This is a genomic window from Nocardioides sp. Soil796 (assembly GCF_001429525.1).
GTDB lineage: Bacteria > Actinomycetota > Actinomycetes > Propionibacteriales > Nocardioidaceae > Nocardioides.
Genome location: NZ_LMSQ01000017.1, coordinates 835,983 through 860,442, shown reverse-complemented (window position 1 = coordinate 860,442; position 24,460 = coordinate 835,983). Strand labels below are relative to the sequence as shown.

27 protein-coding genes and 1 riboswitch are annotated in these 24,460 nt (G+C 70.0%); of the genes, 6 read left to right on the top strand and 21 right to left on the bottom strand.

Features of this window, described 5'->3' with window-relative positions; all coding sequences use genetic code 11:
- Positions 1–52: 52 nt before the first annotated feature.
- Positions 53–159, bottom strand: a riboswitch (glycine riboswitch).
- A 108-nt stretch (positions 160–267) separates the two neighbouring features.
- The 15 genes from ASH02_RS11195 to ASH02_RS11125 all read right to left on the bottom strand — a co-directional run bounded on the left by ASH02_RS11195 (position 268) and on the right by ASH02_RS11125 (position 13,675).
- A complete protein-coding gene (locus ASH02_RS11195) occupies positions 268–813 on the bottom strand; it encodes a MerR family transcriptional regulator (RefSeq protein WP_056677640.1) in 546 nt (181 codons plus the stop codon).
- Positions 814–1,074: 261 nt separating this feature from the next.
- Positions 1,075–1,557 (bottom strand): bifunctional nuclease family protein, encoded by a 483-nt coding sequence (locus ASH02_RS11190; RefSeq protein WP_056677637.1) that lies wholly within the window; start codon positions 1,555–1,557, stop codon positions 1,075–1,077.
- Positions 1,558–1,614: 57 nt separating this feature from the next.
- Positions 1,615–2,307, bottom strand: a complete 693-nt coding sequence (ftsR, locus tag ASH02_RS11185; RefSeq protein ID WP_056677634.1) for a transcriptional regulator FtsR — start codon at positions 2,305–2,307, stop codon at positions 1,615–1,617.
- 36 nt (positions 2,308–2,343) lie between these two features.
- Positions 2,344–2,868, bottom strand: coding sequence for an FHA domain-containing protein (locus tag ASH02_RS11180; RefSeq protein WP_056677631.1), 525 nt, complete (start codon positions 2,866–2,868; stop codon positions 2,344–2,346).
- 68 nt (positions 2,869–2,936) lie between these two features.
- Positions 2,937–3,323 carry a glycine cleavage system protein GcvH gene (gene gcvH, locus ASH02_RS11175; protein ID WP_056677629.1) on the bottom strand — a complete coding sequence of 129 codons (387 nt, stop codon included), beginning with the start codon at positions 3,321–3,323 and terminating at the stop codon, positions 2,937–2,939.
- Between the two features lie 81 nt (positions 3,324–3,404).
- Positions 3,405–4,268 (bottom strand): DUF881 domain-containing protein, encoded by an 864-nt coding sequence (locus ASH02_RS11170; protein WP_235532498.1) that lies wholly within the window; start codon positions 4,266–4,268, stop codon positions 3,405–3,407.
- Positions 4,261–4,593: a small basic family protein gene (locus ASH02_RS11165; RefSeq protein ID WP_056677626.1), complete on the bottom strand. Its 333-nt coding sequence runs from the start codon at positions 4,591–4,593 to the stop codon at positions 4,261–4,263. Before ASH02_RS11165 ends, ASH02_RS11170 begins: the two co-directional genes overlap by 8 nt.
- On the bottom strand, positions 4,590–5,474 hold the full coding sequence (locus ASH02_RS11160) for a DUF881 domain-containing protein (protein ID WP_056677624.1): 885 nt from the start codon (positions 5,472–5,474) through the stop codon (positions 4,590–4,592). Before ASH02_RS11160 ends, ASH02_RS11165 begins: the two co-directional genes overlap by 4 nt.
- Positions 5,467–6,012, bottom strand: a complete 546-nt coding sequence (locus ASH02_RS11155; RefSeq protein ID WP_235530117.1) for a CDP-alcohol phosphatidyltransferase family protein — start codon at positions 6,010–6,012, stop codon at positions 5,467–5,469. The genes ASH02_RS11160 and ASH02_RS11155 overlap by 8 nt, the downstream gene beginning before the upstream one ends.
- A gap of 92 nt (positions 6,013–6,104) precedes the next feature.
- Complete coding sequence (locus ASH02_RS11150; protein WP_056677616.1) at positions 6,105–7,166, bottom strand: hemolysin family protein; 1,062 nt, start codon at positions 7,164–7,166, stop codon at positions 6,105–6,107.
- On the bottom strand, positions 7,159–8,514 hold the full coding sequence (locus ASH02_RS11145; RefSeq protein ID WP_056677612.1) for a hemolysin family protein: 1,356 nt from the start codon (positions 8,512–8,514) through the stop codon (positions 7,159–7,161). Before ASH02_RS11145 ends, ASH02_RS11150 begins: the two co-directional genes overlap by 8 nt.
- A gap of 139 nt (positions 8,515–8,653) precedes the next feature.
- Entirely contained in the window at positions 8,654–9,037 is a 384-nt protein-coding gene (locus ASH02_RS11140; protein ID WP_056677609.1) for a hypothetical protein, read from the bottom strand.
- Positions 9,038–9,040: 3 nt separating this feature from the next.
- A complete protein-coding gene (locus ASH02_RS11135; RefSeq protein ID WP_056677607.1) occupies positions 9,041–9,517 on the bottom strand; it encodes a hypothetical protein in 477 nt (158 codons plus the stop codon).
- A 47-nt stretch (positions 9,518–9,564) separates the two neighbouring features.
- Entirely contained in the window at positions 9,565–12,819 is a 3,255-nt protein-coding gene (icmF, locus tag ASH02_RS11130) for a fused isobutyryl-CoA mutase/GTPase IcmF (protein ID WP_056677604.1), read from the bottom strand.
- A 100-nt stretch (positions 12,820–12,919) separates the two neighbouring features.
- On the bottom strand, positions 12,920–13,675 hold the full coding sequence (locus ASH02_RS11125) for a helical backbone metal receptor (protein WP_056677601.1): 756 nt from the start codon (positions 13,673–13,675) through the stop codon (positions 12,920–12,922).
- Positions 13,676–13,712: 37 nt separating this feature from the next.
- Between ASH02_RS11125 and ASH02_RS11120 the strand changes: the two genes are divergently transcribed.
- Positions 13,713–14,975 carry an SLC13 family permease gene (locus tag ASH02_RS11120; protein ID WP_056677598.1) on the top strand — a complete coding sequence of 421 codons (1,263 nt, stop codon included), beginning with the start codon at positions 13,713–13,715 and terminating at the stop codon, positions 14,973–14,975.
- Between the two features lie 8 nt (positions 14,976–14,983).
- On the opposite strand, the gene ASH02_RS11115 is transcribed toward ASH02_RS11120, so the two are convergent.
- The 3 genes from ASH02_RS11115 to ASH02_RS11105 are packed head-to-tail and all read right to left on the bottom strand — an operon-like array spanning position 14,984 to position 17,159.
- The gene (locus tag ASH02_RS11115; protein WP_056677596.1) at positions 14,984–16,132 is read right to left on the bottom strand and encodes an NAD(P)/FAD-dependent oxidoreductase; all 1,149 of its coding nucleotides are present in this window, start codon (positions 16,130–16,132) and stop codon (positions 14,984–14,986) included.
- Positions 16,129–16,737: a GTP cyclohydrolase I gene (folE, locus tag ASH02_RS11110; RefSeq protein ID WP_056677594.1), complete on the bottom strand. Its 609-nt coding sequence runs from the start codon at positions 16,735–16,737 to the stop codon at positions 16,129–16,131. Before folE ends, ASH02_RS11115 begins: the two co-directional genes overlap by 4 nt.
- Positions 16,734–17,159 carry a DoxX family membrane protein gene (locus ASH02_RS11105; protein ID WP_057294770.1) on the bottom strand — a complete coding sequence of 142 codons (426 nt, stop codon included), beginning with the start codon at positions 17,157–17,159 and terminating at the stop codon, positions 16,734–16,736. The genes folE and ASH02_RS11105 overlap by 4 nt, the downstream gene beginning before the upstream one ends.
- A 93-nt stretch (positions 17,160–17,252) precedes the next feature.
- Between ASH02_RS11105 and ASH02_RS11100 the strand changes: the two genes are divergently transcribed.
- The 3 genes from ASH02_RS11100 (at position 17,253) to ASH02_RS11090 (ending at position 20,112) form a co-directional block, all read left to right on the top strand.
- Positions 17,253–17,927, top strand: coding sequence for a helix-turn-helix transcriptional regulator (locus tag ASH02_RS11100; RefSeq protein ID WP_235532497.1), 675 nt, complete (start codon positions 17,253–17,255; stop codon positions 17,925–17,927).
- Positions 17,928–17,997: 70 nt separating this feature from the next.
- Entirely contained in the window at positions 17,998–18,540 is a 543-nt protein-coding gene (locus ASH02_RS11095) for a DUF4232 domain-containing protein (RefSeq protein ID WP_057294769.1), read from the top strand.
- Between the two features lie 54 nt (positions 18,541–18,594).
- Positions 18,595–20,112, top strand: coding sequence for an ATP-dependent DNA ligase (locus tag ASH02_RS11090; protein WP_057294768.1), 1,518 nt, complete (start codon positions 18,595–18,597; stop codon positions 20,110–20,112).
- Position 20,113: 1 nt separating this feature from the next.
- Here ASH02_RS11090 and ligD read toward each other — a convergent pair whose 3' ends face one another.
- Positions 20,114–21,076 carry a non-homologous end-joining DNA ligase gene (ligD, locus tag ASH02_RS11085; RefSeq protein WP_057294767.1) on the bottom strand — a complete coding sequence of 321 codons (963 nt, stop codon included), beginning with the start codon at positions 21,074–21,076 and terminating at the stop codon, positions 20,114–20,116.
- A 93-nt stretch (positions 21,077–21,169) separates the two neighbouring features.
- Here ligD and ASH02_RS11080 point away from each other — a divergent pair, with 93 nt between their 5' ends.
- Both ASH02_RS11080 and ASH02_RS11075 read left to right on the top strand, forming a co-directional pair.
- Entirely contained in the window at positions 21,170–21,682 is a 513-nt protein-coding gene (locus ASH02_RS11080) for a SigE family RNA polymerase sigma factor (RefSeq protein ID WP_057294806.1), read from the top strand.
- Positions 21,666–22,559, top strand: a complete 894-nt coding sequence (locus ASH02_RS11075; RefSeq protein WP_057294766.1) for a hypothetical protein — start codon at positions 21,666–21,668, stop codon at positions 22,557–22,559. Before ASH02_RS11080 ends, ASH02_RS11075 begins: the two co-directional genes overlap by 17 nt.
- Before the next feature lie 34 nt (positions 22,560–22,593).
- Here the strand turns inward: ASH02_RS11075 and ASH02_RS11070 are convergent, their stop codons facing one another.
- A complete protein-coding gene (locus ASH02_RS11070) occupies positions 22,594–24,039 on the bottom strand; it encodes an RsmB/NOP family class I SAM-dependent RNA methyltransferase (RefSeq protein ID WP_057294765.1) in 1,446 nt (481 codons plus the stop codon).
- Positions 24,032–24,460: an MmcQ/YjbR family DNA-binding protein gene (locus ASH02_RS11065; protein ID WP_057294764.1), complete on the bottom strand. Its 429-nt coding sequence runs from the start codon at positions 24,458–24,460 to the stop codon at positions 24,032–24,034. Before ASH02_RS11065 ends, ASH02_RS11070 begins: the two co-directional genes overlap by 8 nt.

The window sequence follows — 24,460 nt, the reverse complement described above, 5'->3', positions numbered from 1 at the left end:
CCACCTCCCCCTCTGTCATCGCGCGCAGGGTGCGCGCGCCACTCCAGAGTCGCCAGCCCGCACGGTCCTTGGCGCCTGAGAGGTTCCGGGGAGGGGTTGCCCCTTCGGCGCTCCACGACCACCAGCCGGCAGCCGAGAAGACTCTCCCGTGCGGGATTGTCAGCGCGGCAAACCTATCACCGGCGCGACGGATCCCGGCCTTGGCAGCCACCCNCCCGCCACATCGAGTGTGGCGGGCCGGACCGGAGGGTGTGGGATCGGGCTGGGTCAGCCGATCTTGCGTGCCGCGCGGCGGGCGGCGAGTTCGTCGGCCGCACTGGTGCTCTCGGCGGCGGGGTCGGCAGCGCGTTCGCTGGGCAGTGCGGCGAGCGAGCCTTCGATCTCGCGCCAGACACCGCCGATGGCGATGCCGAAGACACCCTGGCCGCCCTGGAGCAGGTCGATGACCTCGTCGTTGCTGGTGCACTCGTAGACCGAGGCGCCGTCGCTCATCAGCGTGACGCGGGTCAGGTCGTCGGTGCCGCGCTCGCGCAGGTGCTGGACGGCCGTGCGGATCTGCTGGAGCGAGATGCCGGCGTCGAGGAGGCGCTTGATCACCTTGAGGATCAGGATGTCGCGGAAGCTGTAGAGGCGCTGGGTGCCGGAGCCGGTCGCACCGCGCACGGTGGGCTCGACGAGACCGGTGCGGGCCCAGTAGTCGAGCTGGCGGTAGGTGATGCCTGCGGCGTTGCACGCCGTCGGACCGCGGTAGCCCTGGTCACTGGGCAGCGGCGAGACGTCATCGGTGAAGAGCAGTCCCTGCTCATCGGCCATGCCGGCTGCCACCTCGTGTTCGGCGGACTGCCTGTCCGCCGATCCGGTTTCGTTTGATGCCACGTCGACCCTCCGGTCAGATACTTCGTTCAGCGTAACCCCGGCGGGGGAAGGTCGTCAGGATCAACCAGGCAGTCGAGCCGGGGTCAACCACAACGGTGGAGTTACAACGAAGACACTCCAAGGTAGGCCCCCGCCTGAGGGTGGTCAATCTGCTGGGCCGCGTGTCGCAACCCTAAACCTCAGATTGAGGGTGAGGGTTCAGCCCTCGTTCTGGTCGCCGCTCTCGAAGTCTTCGGGCGTCACGTGGTCGAGGAACTCGCGGAACCGCTCGACCTCGTCCTCCTGCTCCTCGGGCACGGCGAGACCAGCTTCCTCGAGGACGTCCTCGGCGCAGACGATGCGGGTGCCGGTGCGCAGCGCCAGCGCGATCGAGTCGGAAGGACGCGCGCTCACCTCGAGCCCCGACTCGAAGGCCAGGATCGCGTAGAAGACACCGCCCTGCATCTCGGTGATCCGCACCTCGGCCAACGGGTTGCCGGTCTCTTCGAGGATGGTCTTCATCAGGTCGTGGGTCAGCGGTCGCGGGGGCACGACGCCCTGTTGGGCGAACGCGATCGCCGTCGCCTCGACCGCACCGATCCAGATCGGGAGGTAACGCTCCCCCGACGCCTCCCGGAGCAGGACGATCGGCTGGTTCGACGGCATCTCGACCCTGACTCCGATGACATCCACTTCACGCATGCAGCAACCCTACTCGCCTTGCGGTGGGTCGCGCGCCGCAGCCGGTGTGGCAGTCCGTCAGGACTGCAGGCCGGCCTTGACCAGGGTGGCGTGCAGCTTCACCGAGAGCGCTGCGATCTCGGCCACGGCCTCCTCGGCGCGGGCCTGTGCGGAGGCGTCACGACCGCGTCGCAGCGGCGCGATGACCTGCTCCACCAGGCCCACCTCGCGGTCGGCAGCGGTCTTGAACGCGCGCAGGTGGCGGGGCTCGAATCCGAAGCCGGCGAGCTCTGAGGCGGTCTTGGCGACCACGAGGTCGTCGGCGTCGAAATGGCCGGTGCGGCCGGCGGCGACGAGTCCGTAGGTCTCCAGCTGGGCGAGGAGGTCCTCGTCGATCTCGGCCACCTTGAGCAGCTCGCGGCGCGAGATGCGCAGGTCGGAGCTGGCCCGGAACGAGTCCACGGACGGCAGCCCGTCGTTGGCCAGTGCCACCTTCGGCACCCGCGGCCCGACCTCCTCGATGGCCGGCGGCTCGAGGCCGCGGTCCATGGCGTCGAGGTGCTCCCCGATGACCTTGAGCGGCAGGTAGTGGTCGCGCTGCATCCGCAGGACGTAGCGCAGGCGCTCGACGTCGTGGGCGGAGAACTTTCGGTAGCCGGCCGACGTGCGTTCCGGGTCGATGAGGCCCTTGTCCTCGAGGAACCGGATCTTCGAGTGGGAGATGCCGGGGAAGTCGCCACTCAACTGGGAGAGGACCTCCCCGATGTTCATCCGGCGACGCTGTGAAGCAGCTGGCGTCGCCATCGGTCAGCCGTTCACGGATTCGTGGCCGGCGAAGAACACGAGGCGGTACTTGCCGATCTGGACCTCGTCGCCGTCCTGGAGTGTCACCTCGTCGATCCGGTCACGGTTGACGTAGGTGCCGTTGAGGCTGCCGACGTCGGAGACCGAGTAGCCCTCGTCGACCCGTCGGAACTCCGCATGGCGACGCGACACCGTCACGTCGTCGAGGAAGATCTCGCTCTCGGGGTGACGACCGGCACTGACCAGGTCGGTGTCGAGCAGGAAGCGCGACCCGGCACTGGGTCCGCGCTGGACCACCAGGAGGGCGTGGCCGACCGGCAGTGCGTCGACCGCGGCGGACTCCGCCGGGTTGAGCGAGCGTTCGTCGGTCTCGGCCTTCTCGGGAGCACCGAAGGTGATGGTCGCGGTCGACTCCACCGGGCTCTCCGCGTGGTCCTGCGGCTCCTCGCTCACGAGGCGGTGGCCGCACTGGGCACAGAACCGTGCGTCCTCCGGGTTCTGCTTGCCACAGCTAGTGCAGAACGGCATGTACAACCCTCCCGGTCATCGATCCACGAACCCTCAACACTTGGTCGAGGTTGACGGTTTCCAACCTATCAGCCGTCGAGTGAGGCCTGGTACGCCTTGGCGTCCATGAGCCCGTCGATCTCGGCGGTGTCGCCGACGGCGACCTCGAACAGCCAGCCGTCGCCGTACGGGTCGGAGTTGACCAGCTCGGGGGTGGCGTCGAGGGCCTCGTTGCGGGCAACCACCTCACCGGTCACCGGCGAGTAGACGTCGCTGACGGACTTGGTCGACTCCAGCTCGCCCACCGTGGTGCCCGCGGCGATGGTCTCGCCCAGCTCGGGAAGCGACGCGTAGACGATGTCGCCGAGCGCGTCCTGGGCGAAGTGCGTGATGCCGATGCGCACCGACCCTTCGGTCTCGCCGGGCTGCCGCACCCACTCGTGCTCGCTGCTGTACTTCAGGTCCTCGGGGTACATGGGGGTCTCCCTGCTGTCGCGGTGTCTTGGGTGGGTGGTGCTCTGCGGTGGGTGGTGCGTGGTGCTGGGTTCGGTGGAACGCTACTGGCCCTCGCGGGGCTCTGCGAAGTCCCCCTCCGAGGAATCCACGACGCTCTCGATGTCGACGCTCTCCAACTCCTCGAACGTGACGGTGCCGCCGCTCTCCTCGACCGCCTCCGTCGGGCCGTCCGGGAAGTCGAGTGAGCCCGCGAGGGTGGTCGGCTCACCGATCACGTCGATGACGTACGGAGCCTCGAGCAGTTGGCCGTCGATCTCGATGCCCGCAGAGGTCTCCTCGATGGAGCTCTGCGCGATCACCCGCACCCGGTCGTTGAACTCGAGCACCTCGGCACCTGCGGCCCGCAGCTCCTGGAGGGCGTCGAGCAGGATCTCGGAGCCCACCTTGCCCTCGTCGTCGGTGATCGTGATGCGTACGCCGGGGCCGGTGGCGGGCAGCGTCCCGGCCAGGATGCCGTAGACCTCGGTGTCCTGGCGGGCCTGGTCGAGGGCGGCCTCGCGGCTGGACGACTCGTCCTGCAGGTCGTCGCGGATTCCGGTGAGCCGGTCGATCTCGTTCTCCGCGCGCTGCTGGCTCGCCGACAGGCCGTCGAACACGCGGATCAGGTCGGACTGGCGCAGCCCGGTGTAGTCGTCGTCGCGCTCGTTGTTCTGCACCTGGGTCATCGCGGCGAAGCCGACCGCGGCCAGGAGTACGGCGACCAGCACCTGCCCGCGGGACGGTCGCGCCATGAACGCGGCCCGGATGCGCTCGCGCGGATCGGGTCGGGCCGGGTCGGGCGCGGCGGTCCCGGGCGCAGCCGTGTCAGGCGCGGGTTTGGCGGGCGCGGGCTTGGCGGGCGCGGGCTTGGTGGGACGGGCCTTGTCGGCCCCACCCTTGCCTGGCGGCGGCTTCTTCTCAGGCATGGAAGACGTGCCGCCTGATCGCCGCGACGTTGGAGAAGATGCGGATGCCCAGGACCACGATGACGCCGGTGGAGAGCTGGCCGCCGACCCCGAGCTTGTCGCCGAGGAACACGATCGCCGCGGCGATGACGACGTTGCTGAAGAACGACACGACGAACACCTTGTCGTCGAAGATGCCGTCGAGGTAGGCGCGCAGGCCACCGAAGACGGCGTCCAGGGCGGCCACCACCGCGATCGGCAGGTAGGGCTCGAGCCACAGGGGCACGTCGGGCTGGAGGATGAGCCCTGCCACGATTCCGACGAGCAGTCCGAGTGCTGCGATCACGGAATGGCCTCCTTCTTGTTGAGTGGTTCGGGTTCGGCGACACGTGCGGAACGCAGGAGCGCCCGTCGGCTCGCCGGGAGGGACAGGTCGGAGGTCGAGTTCTCGATCTCGAACTCGAAGCCGAAGGTGTTGCGCAAGGAGATCCACTGGAGCCCGGGCCGCGACTCGGCGAACAGGGCCTGCAAGGTGTTGGGGTCGCCGACGGCCAGGATCTCGTACGGCGGCTTGAGCGGCTGGGTGCGCACATGGATGGCGTCACCCACGCTGCGGATGCTGCTGATGCTGGTCAACCGCTGGCCGTTGATCGAGATCGCCTCGGCCCCGGCCACCCAGAGCCCGTCGATGAGCATGGCCAGGTCTTCGTCACGCACCCGTCCGTCGTCGGTGCCGTCGGGTGAGTTGTCGACGGTGATCCGGACGCCGGGGCCGCGCACGGGTGCGAACCCACTGGCCCCGCGGGCCTGGAGCAGTCGCCGCGTGACGCTGCCCTCGAGGCGTTCGAGGTCGTCGGCCCGCTCACTGAGGTCGCCGTTGGTGGCGCGCAGGTCGCTGATGGTGTCCTGGGCGTCTCCGAGGTCGGAGCGCTCCAGACTGATCTGCCGGATCAGCTCCTGCCGCCCCTCCTCGGTCGCGGCGGCGTCCCGTGAGGTCTGTACGGCGGCGATCACGATCATCAGGCCGAACAGGGCGACCACCAGGGCGGTGTTGCGGGTGATGCGTCGGCCCGCGCGCTCCTCGCCGTCGGCCTTGCGGCGTTCGGCGACGTGCTGGTAGTCGCCGTCCATGCTCTGCCGGGTGATCAGGCTCAGCAGGGGCAGGGTGACGTGCTCCGGCAGGGTCTTGCCGGGCTCGGGTGCGGTGGCGGGGCGACGCTCAGCCATCGGGCACCGGGGCCCTTCGGTCGGTCTCCTTCAGCAGCTTGCGCACCTGCCAGGCGTAGAGCACGCCGGCCCACCAGTAGAGGCCGATCCCCCAGATCGCGAACGCCCATCCGAAGACGTCGGCCAGCGTCGCCACGGTGCTGTCACCGTGGCCCAGCAGGATCAACGGGAAGGCGTAGAGCAGGTTGAAGGTGGCCGCCTTGCCCAGGAAGTGCACGGGCAGCGCGCTGTAACCGCGCGTGCGCAGGAACGGCACCAGTCCCCAGAGCAGGAGGTCACGCAGCGGCAGCAGGAGCGCCAGCCACCACGGGATGATGTCGCGCAGGGCCAGACCGATCACCACGGCCAGGATGTAGAGCCGGTCGGCCACCGGGTCGAGGATCTCGCCCAGGGTCGAGCGCTGGTCGAGCTTGCGGGCCAGGTAGCCGTCGAGCCAGTCGGTCACCCCGGAGACCATCAGGACGGCGATCGCCCATTCGTCCTCTTCGGGACCCAGCACCAGCCAGAGGAACAGCGGGACTCCGAGGAGCCGCGCCATGCTCAGTATGTTGGGCACCGTCCAGACGCGTGAGGTGCGCTGTTCGTCCTGCACTTCTCCGTGACCATCTCTCGCCGTGGGGTTGCCGGATGTCACCCTAACTGGCCGGGGGTGTCTTCGAGGTGTGCGGCATCGCGGATCTCGCCGACGAGTTCCTCGAGCACGTCCTCCATGGTGGCCAACCCGAGCGTGCGGCCCTCGGTGTCGACCACGCGGGCCATGTGTGCGCCCTTGCGCTGCAGTGTCTCGAGTGCGTCGTGCAGGACGTCGTCGGGACGGACCGTCGCGAAGGCGTGGATCCACTTGTCGTCGATCACGCGGGTACGCCGACGCGGGTCGGTCTCGAGCACGTCCTTGATGTGGAGGTAGCCGATCGGCTCGCCCTCGCTGTCGCAGATCGGGAAGCGGGAGTAGCCCGTGGCGGCACAGAGGTCCTCCACGTCGGCCGCCGTACAGCCGCGGGGCAGGGTGCTGAGCTCGGCCATCGGCAGCAGCACCGACTCCATCGACCGCTCGGTGAACCCGAGGGCGCCGGCCAGCCGGTCGTACTCCTCGTCGGCGAGCAGTCCTTCACCGCGTGACTCCTCGACCAGCGCGGCCACCTCTTCGCGGGTGAAGGTCGAGGAGACCTCGTCCTTCGGCTCCACGCGGAGCAGCCGCAGCGTGACGTTGGCGATCCAGTTGAGGCCCACGATGATCGGGTGCAGCACGGTGACGATGGCCATCATCGGCGGGCCCAGGACCAGCGCGGCACGGTCGGGTCCGGCCAGCGCGATGTTCTTGGGAACCATCTCTCCGAGGACGACGTGGAGGTAGACCACGATGGTCATCGCCACCACGAACGACACCGGGTGGAGCAGGTTCTCCGGCACGTGGAGGGCGTGGAAACCGGGCTCGAGCAGGTGCGCCACCGCCGGCTCACCGACGGCACCGAGGCCGAGCGAACAGATCGTGATGCCCAACTGGGCGCCGGCCATCATCAGGGAGACGTTCTCCATGGCCCGCAGCGTGGTCCGCGCCACGGAGGACCCGGCCTGGGCGCGGGGCTCGATCTGCGTGCGCCGTGCGGAGACGAGCGCGAACTCGGCACCGACGAAGAACGCGTTGAAGCCCAGCAGCACCACGGCGATCACGACTCCGGTGAGGTCACCCATCGTGCACCTCCTCGGTCCGGACCGAGAGCCGGATCCGGTCGACCCGCAGTCCGTCCATGTGCTCGACCTTCAGCACCGCGATCTTCCGCGGCAGCTCGTCGTCATCGTCGTCGAGCTCGACCGGGAGCGGCACCTCGGCGACGTCACCGGCGACCGGGATGCGGCCGAGCTCGCGCAGCACGAGGCCGGCGATGGTGTCGTAGTCCTCGTTGGCGGGCAGGTCGACCCCGGTGACGTCCTCGACCTCGTCGGGCCGGAGCAGGCCGCTCAGCGACCACGTGCCGTCGCGTCGCTGGCGCACCCGCGCACCGAGGCGGTCGTGCTCGTCGGAGATGTCGCCGACGATCTCCTCGACGACGTCCTCGAGGGTCACGATGCCCGCCTGGCCGCCGTACTCGTCGAGGACGACGGCCATCTGGAACCCGTCACGGCGCAGCAGCGCCAGCAGCGGGTCGAGCTTGAGGGAGTCGGGAACCACGATCGGCTTCACCATGATGTGCTTGATGCGGGTCGTGGCCCGCTCGTGCAGCGGCAGGGCCACGGCGTGCTTCACGTGCACCGTGCCGACCACGGCGTCGGCGTCGTCGAGCACCGGGAAGCGGGAGTGGCCGGTGCCGCGGGCCAGCTCGATCACCGTGCTCGCCCGGTCGGTGGCCTCGACACTGGTCGTGCGCACCCGCGGCGTCATGATCTCGCCGGCGGTGCGCGTGCCGAACTCCACGGAGCGCTCCATCAGCTCGGCGGTGTCGGGGTCGAGGGTGCCCTGGTCGGCGGACCGGGCGATCAACGAGGCCAGCTCGTTGGTGCTGCGGGCCGAGCGCAGCTCCTCCTGCGGCTCGATGCCGAGGCGACGCACCAGCACGTTCGCCGATCCGTTCAGCACCCGGATCGGGTACTTCATGGCGGTCGTGAAGCCGCGCTGCAGACGGGCCGTGGCCCGGGCCGTCTCGAGGGGCATCGCGATCGCGAGGTTCTTGGGGACCAGCTCTCCGAAGATCATCGTCAGCGCCGTGCTCAGTGCCAACGCGAAGCCGATCGCCGTCGGGTGGACGGCACCGTCGGGCAGCCCCATGGCGCCGAGCGGGTCGCGGATCAGCTCGGCGATCGCGGGCTCGGCCAGGAAACCGATGGCGAGGTTCGTGACCGTGATGCCGACCTGTGCCCCGGAGAGCTGGGTCGACAGGGACCGCAGGGCCTTCTGCACGCCGATCGCGCCGGCGTCACCGGCCGCGGCGGCCTTGTCGACCGCGTTGCGGTCGACGGTCACCAACGCGAACTCCGCCGCGACGAACACACCGCAGGCGAGGATGAGGAGCACGGCAAGGCCGAGCAACAACCAGGCAGTCATCGTGGCTCTCCCCCGTTCGGCACGGGATCAATGAGCTGGGGACTTTGAGAACCGTCCATGAGTGGTGTGCGTCAGCTGCTTTCGAATCGGGGCCGGACGCGGATCAGCGTACAGAAGTCGGCCACACGATCGCCAACCGTTACGCGTCGGTCGTGCCCCGTGGCCCGGCCAGGGCTGCGGCCACCGACCAGAGGCCCACTGCCACGGCGCCGACCAGTGCGGGCCACGCCCACGCCGACAGCCAGTGCTCGACGCGGACCGTTGCCGCCACCACGCTGGCCAGATGGAGCACCACGGCGGTGATCCAAGGCCACGGTGTGCGTCGTACGCCGACCGCGGCGGCGAGCAGCACGAGCGGGGTGAGCAGCACTGCGACGTACCACCACGCGTAGCCGTCGGCACCGAGGCCGCGCAGCGTGCCGACCACGTGTCCCGGTGCGCCACCGAGTCGCAGGACACCGGCACCGGCGATCACCGAAGTGGTGATCGTCAGCGTGGCGGAGAGGCGGAAGCTGCCCGACATCCCTTACGGGCGGGGGCCGTCGCGCTGGTCGATGTCGACGTCGGCGATGCAGGACCTGTCGCCGTCCTTCTCGACCTCCACCTCGACCACGCCGTAGCCCTCGGCGAGGCCACCGTCGTCGCTCCAGATGGTCAGCACGAAGGAGCCCTCGGCCTCGCCCTCGACGTCGGAGGCCTCGACGTGGATCTCCGGGTCGTCGGTGCCGGCCTCGTCCTTGCCGGCGTCGACGAACTCCTCGACCTTCTCGCGCTGCTCGTCGGTCGGCGCATCGCAGAGCAGGTCGATGCCGGCGTCGACGTCGATGTCCTCGCCGGCCTCGACCGCCGCGTCCGCGACGTCCTGGACGGACTCCGCTCCCCCGCGGTTGACCGCCCAGACGACGGCCGCCGTGCCGAACAGGATCACCAGGATGCCCGCGAGCACGAAGGCGATCTTGCGGTTGTTCGGCGGCGTGGGTGAGGGGCTCACGTTGTGGCTCATGCCCGCATTCTCACCCGCGCCGCCCCTGTTCACACCTCAGGCGCACCTCACACGTTGCGGCGGTACTGGCCGCCCACCTCGAAGAACGCCTCGGTCACCTGCTGGAGCGAGCACACCCGAGCGGCGTCCATCAGCACGGCGAAGACGTTCTCGCCGCCGATCGCGGCCTCCTTCAACCGGGCGATGGCCCGGTCGGCCTCGCTGCGGTGCGTGTCCTGGAAGGCGTGCACACGGTCGAGCTGCGACTTCTTCTCCGCCTCGGTCGCGCGGGCCAGCTCGACGGTGTGGTCCTCCTCGCCCGCACTCTCGGGGCGACGGAACGTGTTGACGCCGATGATCGGCAGCGAGCCGTCGTGCTTGCGGTGTTCGTAGAGCATCGACTCGTCCTGGATGCGGCCACGCTGGTAGCCGGTCTCCATGGCGCCGAGCACACCGCCGCGCTCGTTGATCCGGTCGAACTCGGCCAGCACCGCCGCCTCGACCAGGTCGGTGAGCTCGTCGATGATGAAGGAGCCCTGGAGCTGGTTCTCGTTCATCGAGAGGCCCCACTCCTTGTTGATGATCATCTGGATCGCCAGGGCCCGGCGCACGGACTCCTCGCTCGGCGTGGTGACCGCCTCGTCGAACGCGTTGGTGTGCAGCGAGTTGGCGTTGTCGTTGATCGCGATGAGCGCCTGGAGCGTGGTGCGGATGTCGTTGAAGTCCATCTCCTGCGCGTGGAGCGAACGACCCGAGGTCTGCACGTGGTACTTCAGCTTCTGCGAGCGCTCGTTGGCCCCGTACTTCTCCTTCATCGCGACCGCCCAGATGCGTCGGGCGACACGGCCGATCACGGAGTACTCCGGGTCCATGCCGTTGGAGAAGAAGAACGACAGGTTCGGCGCGAAGTCGTCGATGTCCATGCCACGCGCGAGGTAGGCCTCGACGTAGGTGAAGCCGTTGGCCAGCGTGAACGCGAGCTGGCTGATCGGGTTCGCCCCGGCCTCGGCGATGTGGTAGCCGGAGATGGAGACCGAGTAGAAGTTGCGGACCTGGTTCTGGATGAACCACTCCTGGATGTCGGCCATCATGCGCAGGCTGAACTCGGTGGAGAACAGGCAGGTGTTCTGGCCCTGGTCCTCCTTGAGGATGTCGGCCTGCACGGTGCCGCGCACGTTGGCGAGGGCGTACGCCGCGAGCATGGCGCGCTCGTCGTCGTTGGGCGCGCGGCCCTCCTTCTCATGGAACGCGTCGACCTGCTGGTCGATGACCGTGTTGAGGAAGAACGCCAGCACCGTCGGCGCCGGACCGTTGATCGTCATGCTGACGCTGGTGGACGGGGCGACCAGGTCGAAGCCGCCGTACAGCACCTTCATGTCGTCGAGGGTGGCGACCGAGACACCGGAGGTGCCGACCTTGCCGTAGACGTCGGGGCGCAGGTCGGGGTCGCGACCGTAGAGGGTCACCGAGTCGAACGCGGTGGACAGGCGGGTGGCCTCGCCCTCGTGGCTGAGGATCTTGAACCGGCGGTTGGTGCGGGCCGGGTCGCCCTCGCCCGCGAACATCCGGGCCGGGTCCTCCCCGTCACGCTTGAACGGGAACACGCCCGCGGTGAAGGGGTAGTAGCCGGGCAGGTTCTCCTTGCGCCAGTAGCGCACCAGCTCACCGTGGTCGTCGAACTTCGGCAGCGAGACCCGCGGGATCTTGTTGCCCGACAGCGACTCCTTGGTCAGGCGCGTGTGGATCTCCTTGTCGCGGACCTTCACGACCTGCTCGTCGCCGGAGTAGGACTCCACGACCTTGGGCCAGTTCTCGATCTGGTCGGCGACCTCGTGGGGCAGCTGCTTGCGTGCGCTCGCGAGCAGTTCGGGCACACCGCCCGCCTCGGCCTTCGCTTCGGCCAGCGCTGCCTGGACGGCCTCGACCTGCTGCACCTTGCGCGCTGCGGCGACGAGGTCCTCGGTCTCGGCGTGGTACTTGCGGACGGTCTCGGTGATCTCGGCCAGGTAGCGCACCCGTTGGGTCGGCACGACCTGGGCGATGCCCGAGGAGTGGCGTACGTCGACCCGCGGCAGCACGCCCTCGGCGACCGGGAGCCCGAGCTCGCCGAGCGAGGCCAGGAGGTGCTGGTAGAGCGCGGTGACGCCGTCGTCGTTGAACGTGGCGGCACTGGTGCCGAAGACCGGCATGTCCTCCGGCTTCTTGCCGAACGCCTCCTTGTTGCGGACCAACTGGCGGCCGACGTCGCGCAGGGCGTCCATCGCCCCGCGGCGCTCGAACTTGTTGATCGCGACGGTGTCGGCGAAGTCGAGCATGTCGATCTTCTCGAGCTGGGAGGCGGCACCGAACTCGGGCGTCATGACGTACATGGAGGTGTCGACGAAGGGCAGGATGCCCGCGTCGCCCTGGCCGATGCCGGGGGTCTCGACGACGACGAGGTCGAACCCGGCGGCCTTCACGACCGTGATCACGTCGGCGAGGCCTTCAGGGATCTCGTGACTCCCGCGGGTGGCCAGCGAGCGGAACATCGTGCGCTCGCCGTCGAGCGAGTTCATCCGGATGCGGTCACCGAGCAGGGCGCCACCGCCGCGCCGACGGGTCGGGTCGACCGCGATCACGGCGACCCGCAGCTTGTCCTCCTGGTCGACCCGGAAGCGACGTACGAGCTCGTCGGTGAGGCTGGACTTGCCGGAACCACCGGTGCCGGTGATGCCCAGCACGGGTGCGGTGCGCGCGTTCGCGGCGTCCTGCAGTGCGGAGAGGACGTCGGCCGGCAGCTCGCCGAGCTCGGCACCGGTCAGCGCACGGGCCACGGCGAAGCGGTCGCCGGCGATGACGGCGTCGGCGGTGACCGCGCTGTCCTTCCAGAGGTCGATGTCGCACTCGCGGATCATCTGGTTGATCATGCCGACGAGGCCGAGGCGCTGGCCGTCCTCGGGCGAGAAGATGACGACGCCGCTCTTCTTCAGGCGGGCGATCTCCTCGGGGACGATGACGCCGCCGCCCCCGCCGTAGACCTTGATGTGGCCGGCGCCGCGCTCGCGCAGCGACTCGACGAGGTATTCGAAGTACTCGACGTGGCCGCCCTGGTACGACGACACGGCGACGCCCTGCACGTCTTCCTCGATCGCGGCCTCGACGACCTCCTGGACCGATCGGTTGTGGCCGAGGTGGATGACCTCCGCGCCCTGGCTCTGGAGGATCCGCCGCATGATGTTGATCGATGCGTCGTGCCCGTCGAAGAGGCTCGAGGCGGTGACGAACCGAACCGGGTTCACGGGCTTGTGGAGTTCGGGCTTGTGGAGGTCGGTCGAAGTGCTCACGTTTCGGCTCCAGAACAGAGATAGTTGGACGTCCTAGTTAAATAGTAGGACGTCCTAGGAATTGTGCAAAGCCACCGTGGCACGGCTCACACGAGGGCACTCAGCAGAGTCGTCCCAGCTCGGTGTGCGCCTCCACCAGCGATGGGCCGTACCAGGTGAGCAGTCGTCCGCTGACCAGTCGGGTCGTCGCGTCGGCGAAGGCCTCGGGTCCGTCGTCGGCGGTGAAGACGTAGGGCTCGTCGGGCAGGAGCACGAGGTCCGGCGTGCGCCCTTCGATGTCGGCCACCGTCACCGACGGGTAGCGGTCCTCATGGTCGTCGTAGACGTTGACCAGGCCGAGGCGGCGCAGCACGTCGCCGGTGAAGGTGTGCGACCCGACCACCATCCACGGGTCACGCCAGATCGCCACGGCCGCGGTCGCCACCGCCTCCGGCACCTCGCGCCCCCACAGCCGCCGCGCCTCCACGAGCCAGTCCGGCACGTCGAGCGCCAGCGCCTCCGCGAACAGGCGCTCCATGCTGTCGAGTGCCTGCGGCACGGACTCGGTGACGGTCACCCACACAGCGATGCCGCGCTCGCGGAGCCGGCGTACGTCGAGCTCGCGGTTCTCCTCCTTGTTGGCGATCACCAGGTCGGGCTCGAGCTTCGCGATGTGATCGAGGTTGGGGTTCTTGGTGCCGCGCACACGTGCGACGTCCAGGTCCCCCGGGTGGGTGCACCAGTCGGTGGCGCCGACGAGAACGCCGGGTGCCGACGTGGCCAGGGCCTCGGTGAGTGACGGGACCAGCGAGACCACACGCCGCGCGTGCTGTCGGAGGGGAACCTCGTGGTCCAGGTCGTCGAGTAGGGGCGACATGGACGTGAGACTAGTGGCCGGCGTCTAGGCTTCGGCGGTGCCGTTCGTCGTGGACCTCGTCGGGGTCGCCTGCCTGGTCGCCCTGCTGGCGGTGGCGTTCCTGCACCCGCGCGGTCGCCACGAGCTGCTCGCGGGGGTGGCCTGCGCGGGCGCCGTGCTGGCCGTCGGTGCCGTGTCGTTCGCCGAGGTCGGCGACCAGGTCCGGACCCTGTTGCCGGTCGTGCTGTTCCTCGCCGCGATCCTCGTGGTCGCGGAGCTGTGCGCGGCCGAGGGCCTCTTCGCGGCGGTGGGCCAGCGAGTTCGCCGAGCAGGCCGGGGCAGCCCGCGCAGGCTCGTGGTGCTGACGTTCGTGGTGGCGTCGGCGGTCACGGCCGTCCTCAGCCTGGACGCGACCGTCGTGCTGCTGACTCCGGTCATCGCAGCCGCGGCCACCGGCACCGGTGCACAGCGAGCAGGCATGCACGCGTGCGTCCGGCTGGCCAACTCTGCCTCGCTGCTGCTGCCGGTCTCGAACCTGACGAACCTGCTGGCACTCCCCCACCTGGACCTCTCGTTCACCACGTGGGTGCTGCTGATGGCACCGGTGTGGGTCGTCGTGATCCTGGTCGAGTACGCCGGTGTGCTGCTGGTCTTCCCGGAGGCCCGGCGGCGCCGTTCGTCTTCCGGGGTGGTGCCGGACCCGGCCGAGCCTCTTCGGATGCCGCTGGTTCCGCTGGTCACGGTCGTCGCGATGCTCGCCGGCTTCGCCGCGGGATCGGCCATCGACGTCGACCCGTTCTGGGTGGCCGGCGCCGCTGCAGTCGTGCTTGTCGTGCACGCACTCTCACGGCGTGCCACGCGCGCGATCGCCGTCGTACATGCTGCACATCTGCCGTTCGTGGTCTTCGTGCTGTGCCTGGGCGTGGTGGTCCTCGCGGTCACCGACTCGTTCCTGGGCGAGGCGGTGGCCGGCCTCATCCCGTCGAGCGACGGCCTCGTCTCCCTGCTGCTGGTCGCCGTCCTCGCCACGGCCTTGGCGAACCTGGTCAACAACCTGCCCGCGACGTTGCTGCTGGTCCCGTTGGTCGCGCCCCTCGGCCCGGTGGCCGTGCTGGCGGCACTGATCGGGCTCGACGTCGGCTCGGGGCTCACCTACCCCGGATCGTTGGCCAACCTGTTGTGGCGGCGTACGTTGCGACGGCACGGGTCGTCCGTGGACACCCGGCTGTTCCACCTCCATGCCGCGGTCGTGACGCCGGTCGCCGTACTCGTGGGCACCACGGTGCTCTGGGCCTGGGCGGCCGGGACAGGTCTGGCCTGAGGCCTCGCTCAGCGCGGCTTGCCGACTGCGGCGCGGATCTCGTCGGTGGCGTCCCAGTCGTTGACGTGCATGCCCGCCACGACCAGCCCGTCGCGGATCCAGAAGGCGCGGTAGGTGCCGGAGGCGGGGTCGCCCTCGAACTCCACGGACGTGTAGCCGTCGGGGCCGACGCTGCCGACGTACTCCATGCCGAGGTCGTACTGATCGGTGAAGAAGTAGGGCAGCCGGTCGTAGTCGACGTCCTCGCCGAGCAGGACGCGGGCCGCGTGCCGGCCCTGGTGGATCGCGGTGTCCCAGTGCTCGACGCGGATCCGCCTGCCCAGCGTCGGGTGCAACTGGTTGGCGACGTCGCCGGCCGCGAAGACCCGCGGGTCGGAGCTGCGCAGGTCCTGGCCGACCAGGATGCCGTTGTCGACCGAGAGGCCCGCGGCCCTGGCCAGGTCGTCGACGGGCTCGACCCCGATGCCGACCACGATCAGGTCGGACCCGATCGCCTCGCCGTCGGCCAGGTGCACCGTGCCGTCGGCGTCGATGCTCGTGACGCTGGCCGACAGGCGGAGGTCGACACCGTGGGAGCGGTGCAGGTCGGCGAAGTGCCCGGCCACCTCGGGGCCGAGGACTCGAAGCAGGGGCAGCTCGAGCGACTCGACGATCGTGACCTCCGTGCCGGCCTCGCGAGCGGCGGCGGCGACCTCGAGCCCGATCCAGCCACCGCCGATGATGACGAGGCGGCGGCCCTCACCGAACGACGACTTGAGGGCGGCGCTGTCCTCGAAGGTACGCAGGTAGGCCACCGGCGCACCGCTCTCGTCGGCCATCGCAAGGTGACGGGGCCGGGATCCGGTGGCCAGGAGCAGGCGGTCGAACACCAGCCGCTCCTCCCCTGCCAGGACGGCGCCGGTGTCGAGGTCGAGCGCGTCGACGGCCGTCGCAGTACGCAGGTCGACCTCGTGGTCGGCGTACCACTCCTTGGTGTGGACGATGGCCGAGTCGGGTTCGTCCTTGCCGAGGAGAACACCCTTGGAGAGCGGCGGTCGTTCGTAGGGGAGGTGCGCCTCGTCGGCGAAGACGGTGAGCTCCCCGAGGTGCCCGCGGTCTCGCAGTTCGGCGGCTGCGTTCGCGGCAGCGAGGCCGCCCCCGACGATCACGATCTTCATGTCTTCTCCCTCGCTGGTCTGGTCAGGGTCAGGAACTCGGCCCTGCCTGACGGGTCCTCGCGCAACCTGCCGGACAGGGCGGACGTCACGGTGCGGGCCCCCGAGACGCGGGCACCGCGGAGGCTCATGCAGGTGTGCTCGGCTTCGATCACCACACCCACCCCCTTCGGCGACAGGGCACGCTGCAGGTGGTCGGCGACCTCCTGCGTCAGTCGTTCCTGAGTCTGGGCCCTGCGCGCATGGAACTCAACGAGTCTGGCGAACTTCGAGAGGCCCAGGATCCGGTCACCGGGCAGGTAGCCGACGTGTGCCACACCCCAGAAGGGAAGCATGTGGTGCTCGCACAGGGACTGGACCGGGATGTCCTGCACGAGCACGAGCTCGTCGTACCCCTGCTCGTTGGGGAACGTCGTGAGGTCGAAGTCGCGGGCCCTCAGCATCTCGAGATAGGCATCGGCCATACGACGTGGGGTGTCGAGCATGGCCGGGGTCTCGATGGGGAGCCCGAGGGCGGTGAGGAAGCGGGCGCAGGACTCCTCCACCGCCCTCGGGTCGATGTCGCCCCGGGCATGCGTGATGCGGGGACGCAGTGGGGTCGCGGTCATCGGCCGGTCGCCGAGTGCCGGGCGCGGGCAAGGAGGGCCAGGGCGAGGGCGCCGACCAGGAGGCCGAAGTCGCGGAGGGCCACGTCGTAGTACTCCCCCATGGTGAGCAGGTTGAGGATGATGCCGGCCAGCCAGGCCGCGACGAGCAGCGCACCGAACCGCGGCGCGAGGGCGACCGCGAGGCCGGCGACGATCTCGATGACACCGACCGCCAGCATGGCCTGGTGGGCAGATCCCGGCACGAGGTCGTTGATCCACGGAGCCAGGTAGTCCTCCCAGTCAGTGAGGAGACCGGCGAACTTGTCCAGCCCGAAGGCGATCGGGGCGATGGTGAAGACGGTGCGGAGCAGGAAGAACGCCTGCTCCACCGGCGAGTTCGTGGCCCACTGCGAGGTGGGGGCGGGAGACTGCTGAGTGGTCATGGTGACCTCCGGTTTTCTAAAGTAGACTTTTCTCTACGTTAGACCTTCCGGGAGTGTAAGGTCAATGATCATCTCCTTTAGAAGGGCGCGATCGTGGTGGATCTGGCAGGACAGGCCTCGAGCATCGGTGCGCTCGCCGAGCCGGTACGCCGAGCGCTCTACGAGTACGTCGCCACGCAGGCCGATCCGGTCAGCCGGGAGCAGGCCGCGAGCGCGGTCGACGTACCGGCCCACACCGCGAAGTTCCACCTGGACAAGCTGGTCGACGAGGGGCTGCTGGAGACCGAGTTCCGCCGCCTGTCGGGTCGCACCGGTCCGGGGGCCGGACGGCCCAGCAAGCTCTACCAGCGCAGCGCCCGCGAGTTCGCGGTGTCGCTGCCCGAGCGCCACTACGACCTGGTCGGGCACATCCTCGCGTCGGCCGTCGAGCAGGCGGCGCGCGGCACGTCGCTCGACGACGCGCTCAGCAGTGCCGCCACCGAGCACGGCCGCGTCGACGGCCAGTCCGCGGAGTCGGGAGTCGAGGACCCACTCGACCGACTTGCCGAGACCCTGTCCGGACGCGGCTACGAGGCCCGCCGCGAGGACGACACCGTCACGCTGGCCAACTGCCCGTTCGACAGCCTGGCCAAGCAGCACACCGAGCTCGTGTGCGGCCTCAACCGTGACTACGTGCAGGGTGTGGCCGACGGCCTCGGTTGCACCGGCGTCGAGGCCTGCCTCGAACCCGAGGACGGCCTCTGCTGCGTGAAGTCCCACCGTCGCTGACGAACCGGATCGCGATCGATTGCGTCCTACCCGTGAAGGGACTCTCCCTCACTCACGGAAGGACCGCACCATGAAGATCATGATCCGCGCCGCGGCTGCCGCGGCAGCGCTCTCCTGTCTCGCGCTGACCGCGCCCACCCAGGCCGCGCCCACCCAGGCCGCACCGGCCCCGGCCGCCTCGTCGCAGACCACTCCGGCCTGCACCAACGCCGACCTGCACGTCGACTATCGCTACAGCGACAGTGGGGCCGGCAGCAGCTACGGCTGGATCCGCGTCACCAACGTGTCGCGCCACGCCTGCCGTACCGGCGGCTACGGCGGCGTCTCGTACGTCGGGGACGGTGACGGCACGCAGATCGGGCACGCGGCGATCCGGGTGAACCGGGCAGCCGTGCGCCAGTACGTCGTACGCCCCGGCCAGAGGCTGGTCAGCTCACTGCAGATGGTCAGGGCCGGCAACTACTCGAAGTCGACCTGTCGACCGGCCCGCGTGGACGGCTTCCGGGTCTACGTGCCGAACGCCTACCGCTCGCAGTTCGTCGCGCACCGCACGACCGGCTGCCGCAACACAGCTGTCCACCTGTTGTGGCAGCGGCCGTACCACCGCCCCTGAGCCCCACCGGCGCCGAGAGTCCCGACTGTCGGCGCACTCGGGCATGCTGGTCGCATGCAGCTCGCACGAGTGATCGCCACGTCGGCGGCGGTGGCCGCGACCCGGTCCCGCAACGAGAAGGTGGCCGCCCTGTCCGACACGCTCCGTGAGGCCGTGGAGTCGGGCGCGCCGGTCGAGGTGGTCACCGACTACCTCGCCGGGGTGCTCCCCCAGCGCCGCATCGGAGTCGGCTGGCGGGGCATGGCGAAGCTGCCCGAGCCGGCCGAGTCGCCGTCGCTCCTCGTCACCGAGGTCGACGCCGCCCTGACCGCGATCGGCGTGCTCTCCGGGCAGGGGTCGACGGCCCAGCGCAGCGCTGCGGTCGCCGAGCTCTTCGGCCGGGCGACCGCCGATGAGCAGGCCTGGTTGCGCGGGCTGATCACCGGAGAGATGCGCCAGGGCGCGGGTGACGGCGTGATGCTGAAGGCGATCGCGGTCGCCGCCGAGGTCGACGAGCTGGCCGTGCGCCGGGCGGTGATGCTGGCCGGGTTCGCCGGACCGGTGGCCGCGGCAGCGCTCACCGGCGGAAGCGCGGCCCTCGACGAGGTGCTCCTCGAGGTCGGTCGCCCGCTGCGTCCGATGCTGGCCGCGTCGGCGCCCGACATCGCCTCGGCGCTCGCCGACGGTGTCGAGGTGGCCCTCGACTCCAAGCTCGACGGCATCCGCATCCAGGCGCATCTCGACCACGGCACCGTGCGCCTGTTCACCCGCACCCTCGACGACGTCACCGACCGACTGCCCGAGGTGGTCGAGGCGGTGGCCGCTCTCTCGGCCGACACGGCAGTGCTCGACGGCGAGGTGATCGCGGAGGCCGACGGCCGCCCCCAGCCGTTCCAGGTCACCGGCTCCCGCACCATGAGCAGCGCCGACCCCGATCGCATGCGCACCGAGATCCCGCTGTCGACGTACTTCTTCGACCTCCTGCACCTCGACGGCCGCGACCTCGTCGACGTGCCGGCGCTCGAGCGCTGGAGGCTGCTCTCGGAGGTCGCACCAAGGCACGTCGTCCCCCGCCTGCTGACCTCCGACGTCACCGAGGCCGAACAGTTCTTCGCCGACCGGCTCACCGCCGGCCACGAGGGCGTCGTGGTGAAGGACCCGCAGGCGCCGTACGCCGCCGGCCGTCGCGGTGCCGGTTGGGTGAAGGTCAAGCCGCGGCACACGCTCGACCTGGTCGTGCTGGCCGTCGAGTGGGGCAGCGGGCGGCGACGCGGCTGGCTGTCCAACATCCACCTCGGTGCGCGTGATGCCGAGACGGGCGAGCCGGTGATGTTGGGCAAGACGTTCAAGGGGATGACCGACGAGATGCTGGCCTGGCAGACCGAGCGGTTCCTCGAGCTCGAGACGCACCGCGAGGGACACGTCGTGTTCGTGCGGCCGGAGCAGGTCGTGGAGATCGCCTTCGACGGCGTGCAGAGATCGTCGCGCTATCCGGGTGGTGTGGCCCTGCGGTTCGCGCGCGTGTTGCGCTACCGCGACGACAAGCCAGTCGGCGAGATCGACACGGTCGAGCAGGTGCGCGGGCTCCTCTGAGTCACGCGTCGGGCTCGGCGGGGGTCTCCTTGCCCTCACGCTCGTCGCGGTCGGCCCACTCCCGCAGCACCTCGATGTCGAAGACGTGGTCGTCGATGTCGGCGTGCAGGTCGCCGATCTCCGCGAAGCGCGCGGGCATCGTCTGGATGGTGAAGTCGTTGGGCTCGACGTCGTCGATCTCGTCCCACGTCACCGGGGCCGAGACGCGGGCCTCCGGCACACCGCGCACGGAGTAGGCCGCGGCGATCGTGTGGTCGCGGGCGTTCTGGTTGTAGTCGACGAAGAGGTGGTGCGGGTCGCGGTCCTTGCGCCACCACGTGGTGGTCACGTCGTCGGGCATCCGGCGCTCGACCTCGCGTGCGAAGGCCAACGCTGCCCGGCGTACCTCCTTGTGACCGTGGTCGGGACGGATCCGCACGTAGACGTGCAGGCCGGACCCGCCGCTGGTCTTCGGGAACCCGGTGGCACCGAGCTCGTCGAGGATCTCGTGCGCCACCCCGGCCACCCGCTGCACCTGCGGCCAGTCCGACAGCGGACCGGGATCGAGGTCGATGCGCCACTCGTCGGGCTTCTCGGTGTCCTCGCGGCGACTGTTCCACGGGTGGAACTCGACGGTCGACATCTGCACCGCCCAGATCACGTGGGCCAGCTCGGTCACGCAGAGCTCGTCGGCGGTCCGGTTCCACCGCGGGAAGTGCAGCTGCACGGTCTCGATCCAGGGCGGTGCTCCCTGCGGGATCCGCTTCTGGTGCACCTTGTCGCCGGCCAGGCCCTTGGGGAAGCGGTGCAGCATGCACGGTCGTTCGAAGAGGGCGTTGACGATGCCCGGGCCGACGGCGAGGTAGTACTCCACCAGGTCGAGCTTGGTCGCGCCGAGCTCCGGGAAGTAGACGCGCTCGGGGTTGCTGACCCGCACGAGGCGATCGTCGACCTCGAGCTCGACTGCGGGCGATGAGGAGGCCATGCCCACAACGTAGCGTCCGGCAGCCCCGAGGCGTCGCAGAAATACTTCGGCGCGAACCGTCACGTGATCGGGCGCCCGACACGTCAAGTGGGTGTGAAGGAAGACAGGACGGGCCCCGGGACCGTCGAGTTCGAGGAGTTCGCCCGTGCGACGGGCCAGCGTCTCTACCGTGCGGCGATGCTGCTGACCGGCGACCACCACCTGGCCGAGGACCTGACCCAGGCGACGTACGCCCGACTCTTCGCATCCTGGCGTCGGGTACGGCGCACCGACACCCCGGTCGCGTATGCCCGCACCGCGCTGTTCAACGAGTTCATGTCGCACAAGCGCCTGCGTCGCAACTCCGAGCGACCGGTCGACGTCCTGCCGGAGGCACCGGTCGACTCCCCCGGCTCCGACGAGCGGCTCGACCTGATGGCTGCTCTTGCCCACCTGTCGCGGGCCGACCGGCTCATCCTCGTCTGCCGCTACTGGGAGGACCGCAGCGTCACCCAGACCGCCGGCGACCTGTCGCTGACCGAGGCCACCGTCCGCTCCCGTTCCCGTCGGGCCCTCGCCCGGCTCCGCCACCACCTCGAGAAGGAAGACCATGACGCACTCCGATGACCACGACCTGCGCACCCGCATGCACGACTCGCTCGCCGGTGCCTCCCTCGACCTCGACACCCTCGTCGACGTGGCCACGCACGCCGGCACCCGAATCCGCCGTCGTCGTACCATCGGCACCTGCCTCGCCGCCGCGGCCTGTGTCAGCGTCCTTGCTGTCGGCGGGACGGTACTCGGGCTGCCGGGTGGTGGATCCGGGAACGGCGCGGTGGCCGCGGCCCCCAGCGCAACCTCGACGCCGTCACCCTCCACGCCGTCGCCCACCGTCAGCCCGGTGGTCCGCACCCGCACTCTCACCGCGGCCCTGGTCGCGAAGGTGTCCGACCTGGTGCCCGGGACGACCAAGGCGTACGGCGGCCAGGACGATCACCTGATCCTCTCCTACGTGAACCGGACCCAGGCTGAGGGGAACGGCGCCTTCGATTTCACGCCCACCGCCACCGGCGATGCCGGACGCGTCTTCGTCGGGTTCCAGCCGACCGCGCCCGACCCCACTCTGTTCACGTGTCAGCGGCAGAGCGGCAAGTACTCCGACGACGTCGGCTCATGCACGCGCACCGTGACGGACAGCGGGAGCACGGTGATCACGTTCGAGGAGCAGGTCCCGCAGGTCGACGGCAGCACCCTGGTGATCCGCACCGCCGACGCGCTGCAGGCCGACGGCTCCCGGGTGACCATCCGGGCCAGCAACTCGGTCGAGCCCAGTGACGACGCCAAGGGCCAGCAGGTGTTCACGGTGGAGGGCGACCCCGGACTCACCCTGGCGCAGCTACGCACCCTGGTCGCCCAGGACGGGTGGAGCCTCCAGGGCATCGAGCAGTACGCCGACGCCGGCAACGCACTCGCGCCGTTCGACGACTTCTCCCAGAAGAGCTGATCAGCCAGAAGAACTGATCAGCCGGAGGAGCTGATCAACGCCTGCGCAGCAGGGCCAGGAACATCGCGTCGGTCTGGTGCCGGTGCGGCCACAGCTGCACGGTCCCCGGCATCGGCCCGGCGACGTCGTCGAGGTGCACGCCCGGCACCGATCCGAGGATCGCGGGGGCGTCGAGGAGCTCGACGTCGTCGCGGGTGGCGAGCAGGTGCTCCACCACCTCACGGGTCTCGGCCATCACCGGCGAGCACGTGACGTAGCCGACGACTCCCCCTGCGCGCGTGGCGATGACCGCCTGCTCGAGCAAGGCCCGCTGCAGCGGCACCAGCCCGGCGACGTCTTCCGGCGTGCGCCGCCAGCGGGACTCCGGGCGTCGGCGCAGGGCACCCAGGCCCGAGCACGGCACGTCGACCAGCACCCGGTCGAACGTGCCCGGCGCCCAGGCCGGTCGGGTTCCGTCGGCAACGACGATGCCGGCCATGCCCGCTCCGACCTGCGCGGTGGCGCGACGCACCAGGCCGGCCCGGTGCTCCTGACGCTCGGAGGCCAGCAGTCGGGCGTCGCGGCCGGCGGCCACTGCGGCCACCAGGGCGGACTTGCCACCCGGGCCGGCGCAGGCGTCGAGCCAGCGTTCGTCGCGACCCTCGACGGGTGCCGCGGCCCAGGCCAGGGCCACCGCCTGGGAGCCCTCGTCCTGGACGCCGGCCCGCCCCTGCGCCACGGCTTCCACCGCGCCGGGGTCGCCACCGGGCAGGGCGACTGCGTACGGCGTACGCCCGGTCGCCTCGCCACCGGCTTCGGTGAGCTCGTCGACGGTCACCAGACCGGGACGGGCCACCAGGGTCACCTTGGGCGAGGCGTTGTCGGCGGCCAGCAGCGCGTCGAGCTCCTCGCGCCGTTTGCCCGCGGCGAGGGCATGGCCGAGCTGCTCGACCACCCAGCGCGGGTGCGAGTGCGCGATCGTGGCGAAGCCGAGGGTGTCAGCGGGTGCGAGCAGGCGGATCCACTCGTCGAGGTCGTGCTCGGTGACGCGACGCAGCACGGCATTGGTGAACCCGGCAGGACCCTGACCCACGCGGGCGCGGACCAGGTCGACCGTGGTGCTGATCGCGGCGTGGGTCGGCACCCGCATCGACAGCAGCTGGTGGGTACCGAGCCGCAGCGCGTCGAGCACCTTGGCCTCCACCTTCGGGCGGTCGAGACAGGCGCGGATGATCGCGTCGTAGGTGCCCTGCCGACGGATCGTGCCGGAGACCAGCTCGGTCACGAACGCGGCGTCGCGGCCACTCAGGCCCTGCTCGGCCAGGACGTGCGGGAGCACCAGGTTGGTGTAGGCGTCCTCGAGTCGGACCAGCTTCAGCACGTCGTACGCAGCCGCCCGAGGCGGGTCGACCTTGGCCTTGGGTGCCGGGGGCCGACCGCCGGAGCTCGTGGTCGGACGCCGCGCACCACGTGCTGCACCGCCGCGGCGCGGGTCAGCCATCCGTGGACCGCTCGGCGAAGAACTCCTTGGCCAGCCGCTTGGGCGCCTTGGACGCCCAGGCGTCGGTGATGATCTCGGTCAGCTCGTCGAGGTCGATCTCGCCGAGGCGCGACTCCTGCACCAGCACCGCCCGGAAACCGTTGAAGTGGTCGACGGTGAAGAACGGCAGGCGTTCGTCGGCGACGAGGGCTTCCTTGTCCTCGAGCGTCGGGGTGTGGATCACCAGCAGGTCGTCGTACATCTCACCGGTCTCGGGATCGATCGCGGTCCTGTGCGGCATGCGGTGGAGCACGAAGCCCTTGCCCTTGTCACCCTTCGGCACCTTGTACGTCGGGCGGTCGCCCCACGACGTGCCGAACTCGACCTCGGGCAGCGACAGGCAGATCGTCTTGATGTCCTCAGGCCTGGCCCCGCGCGTCAT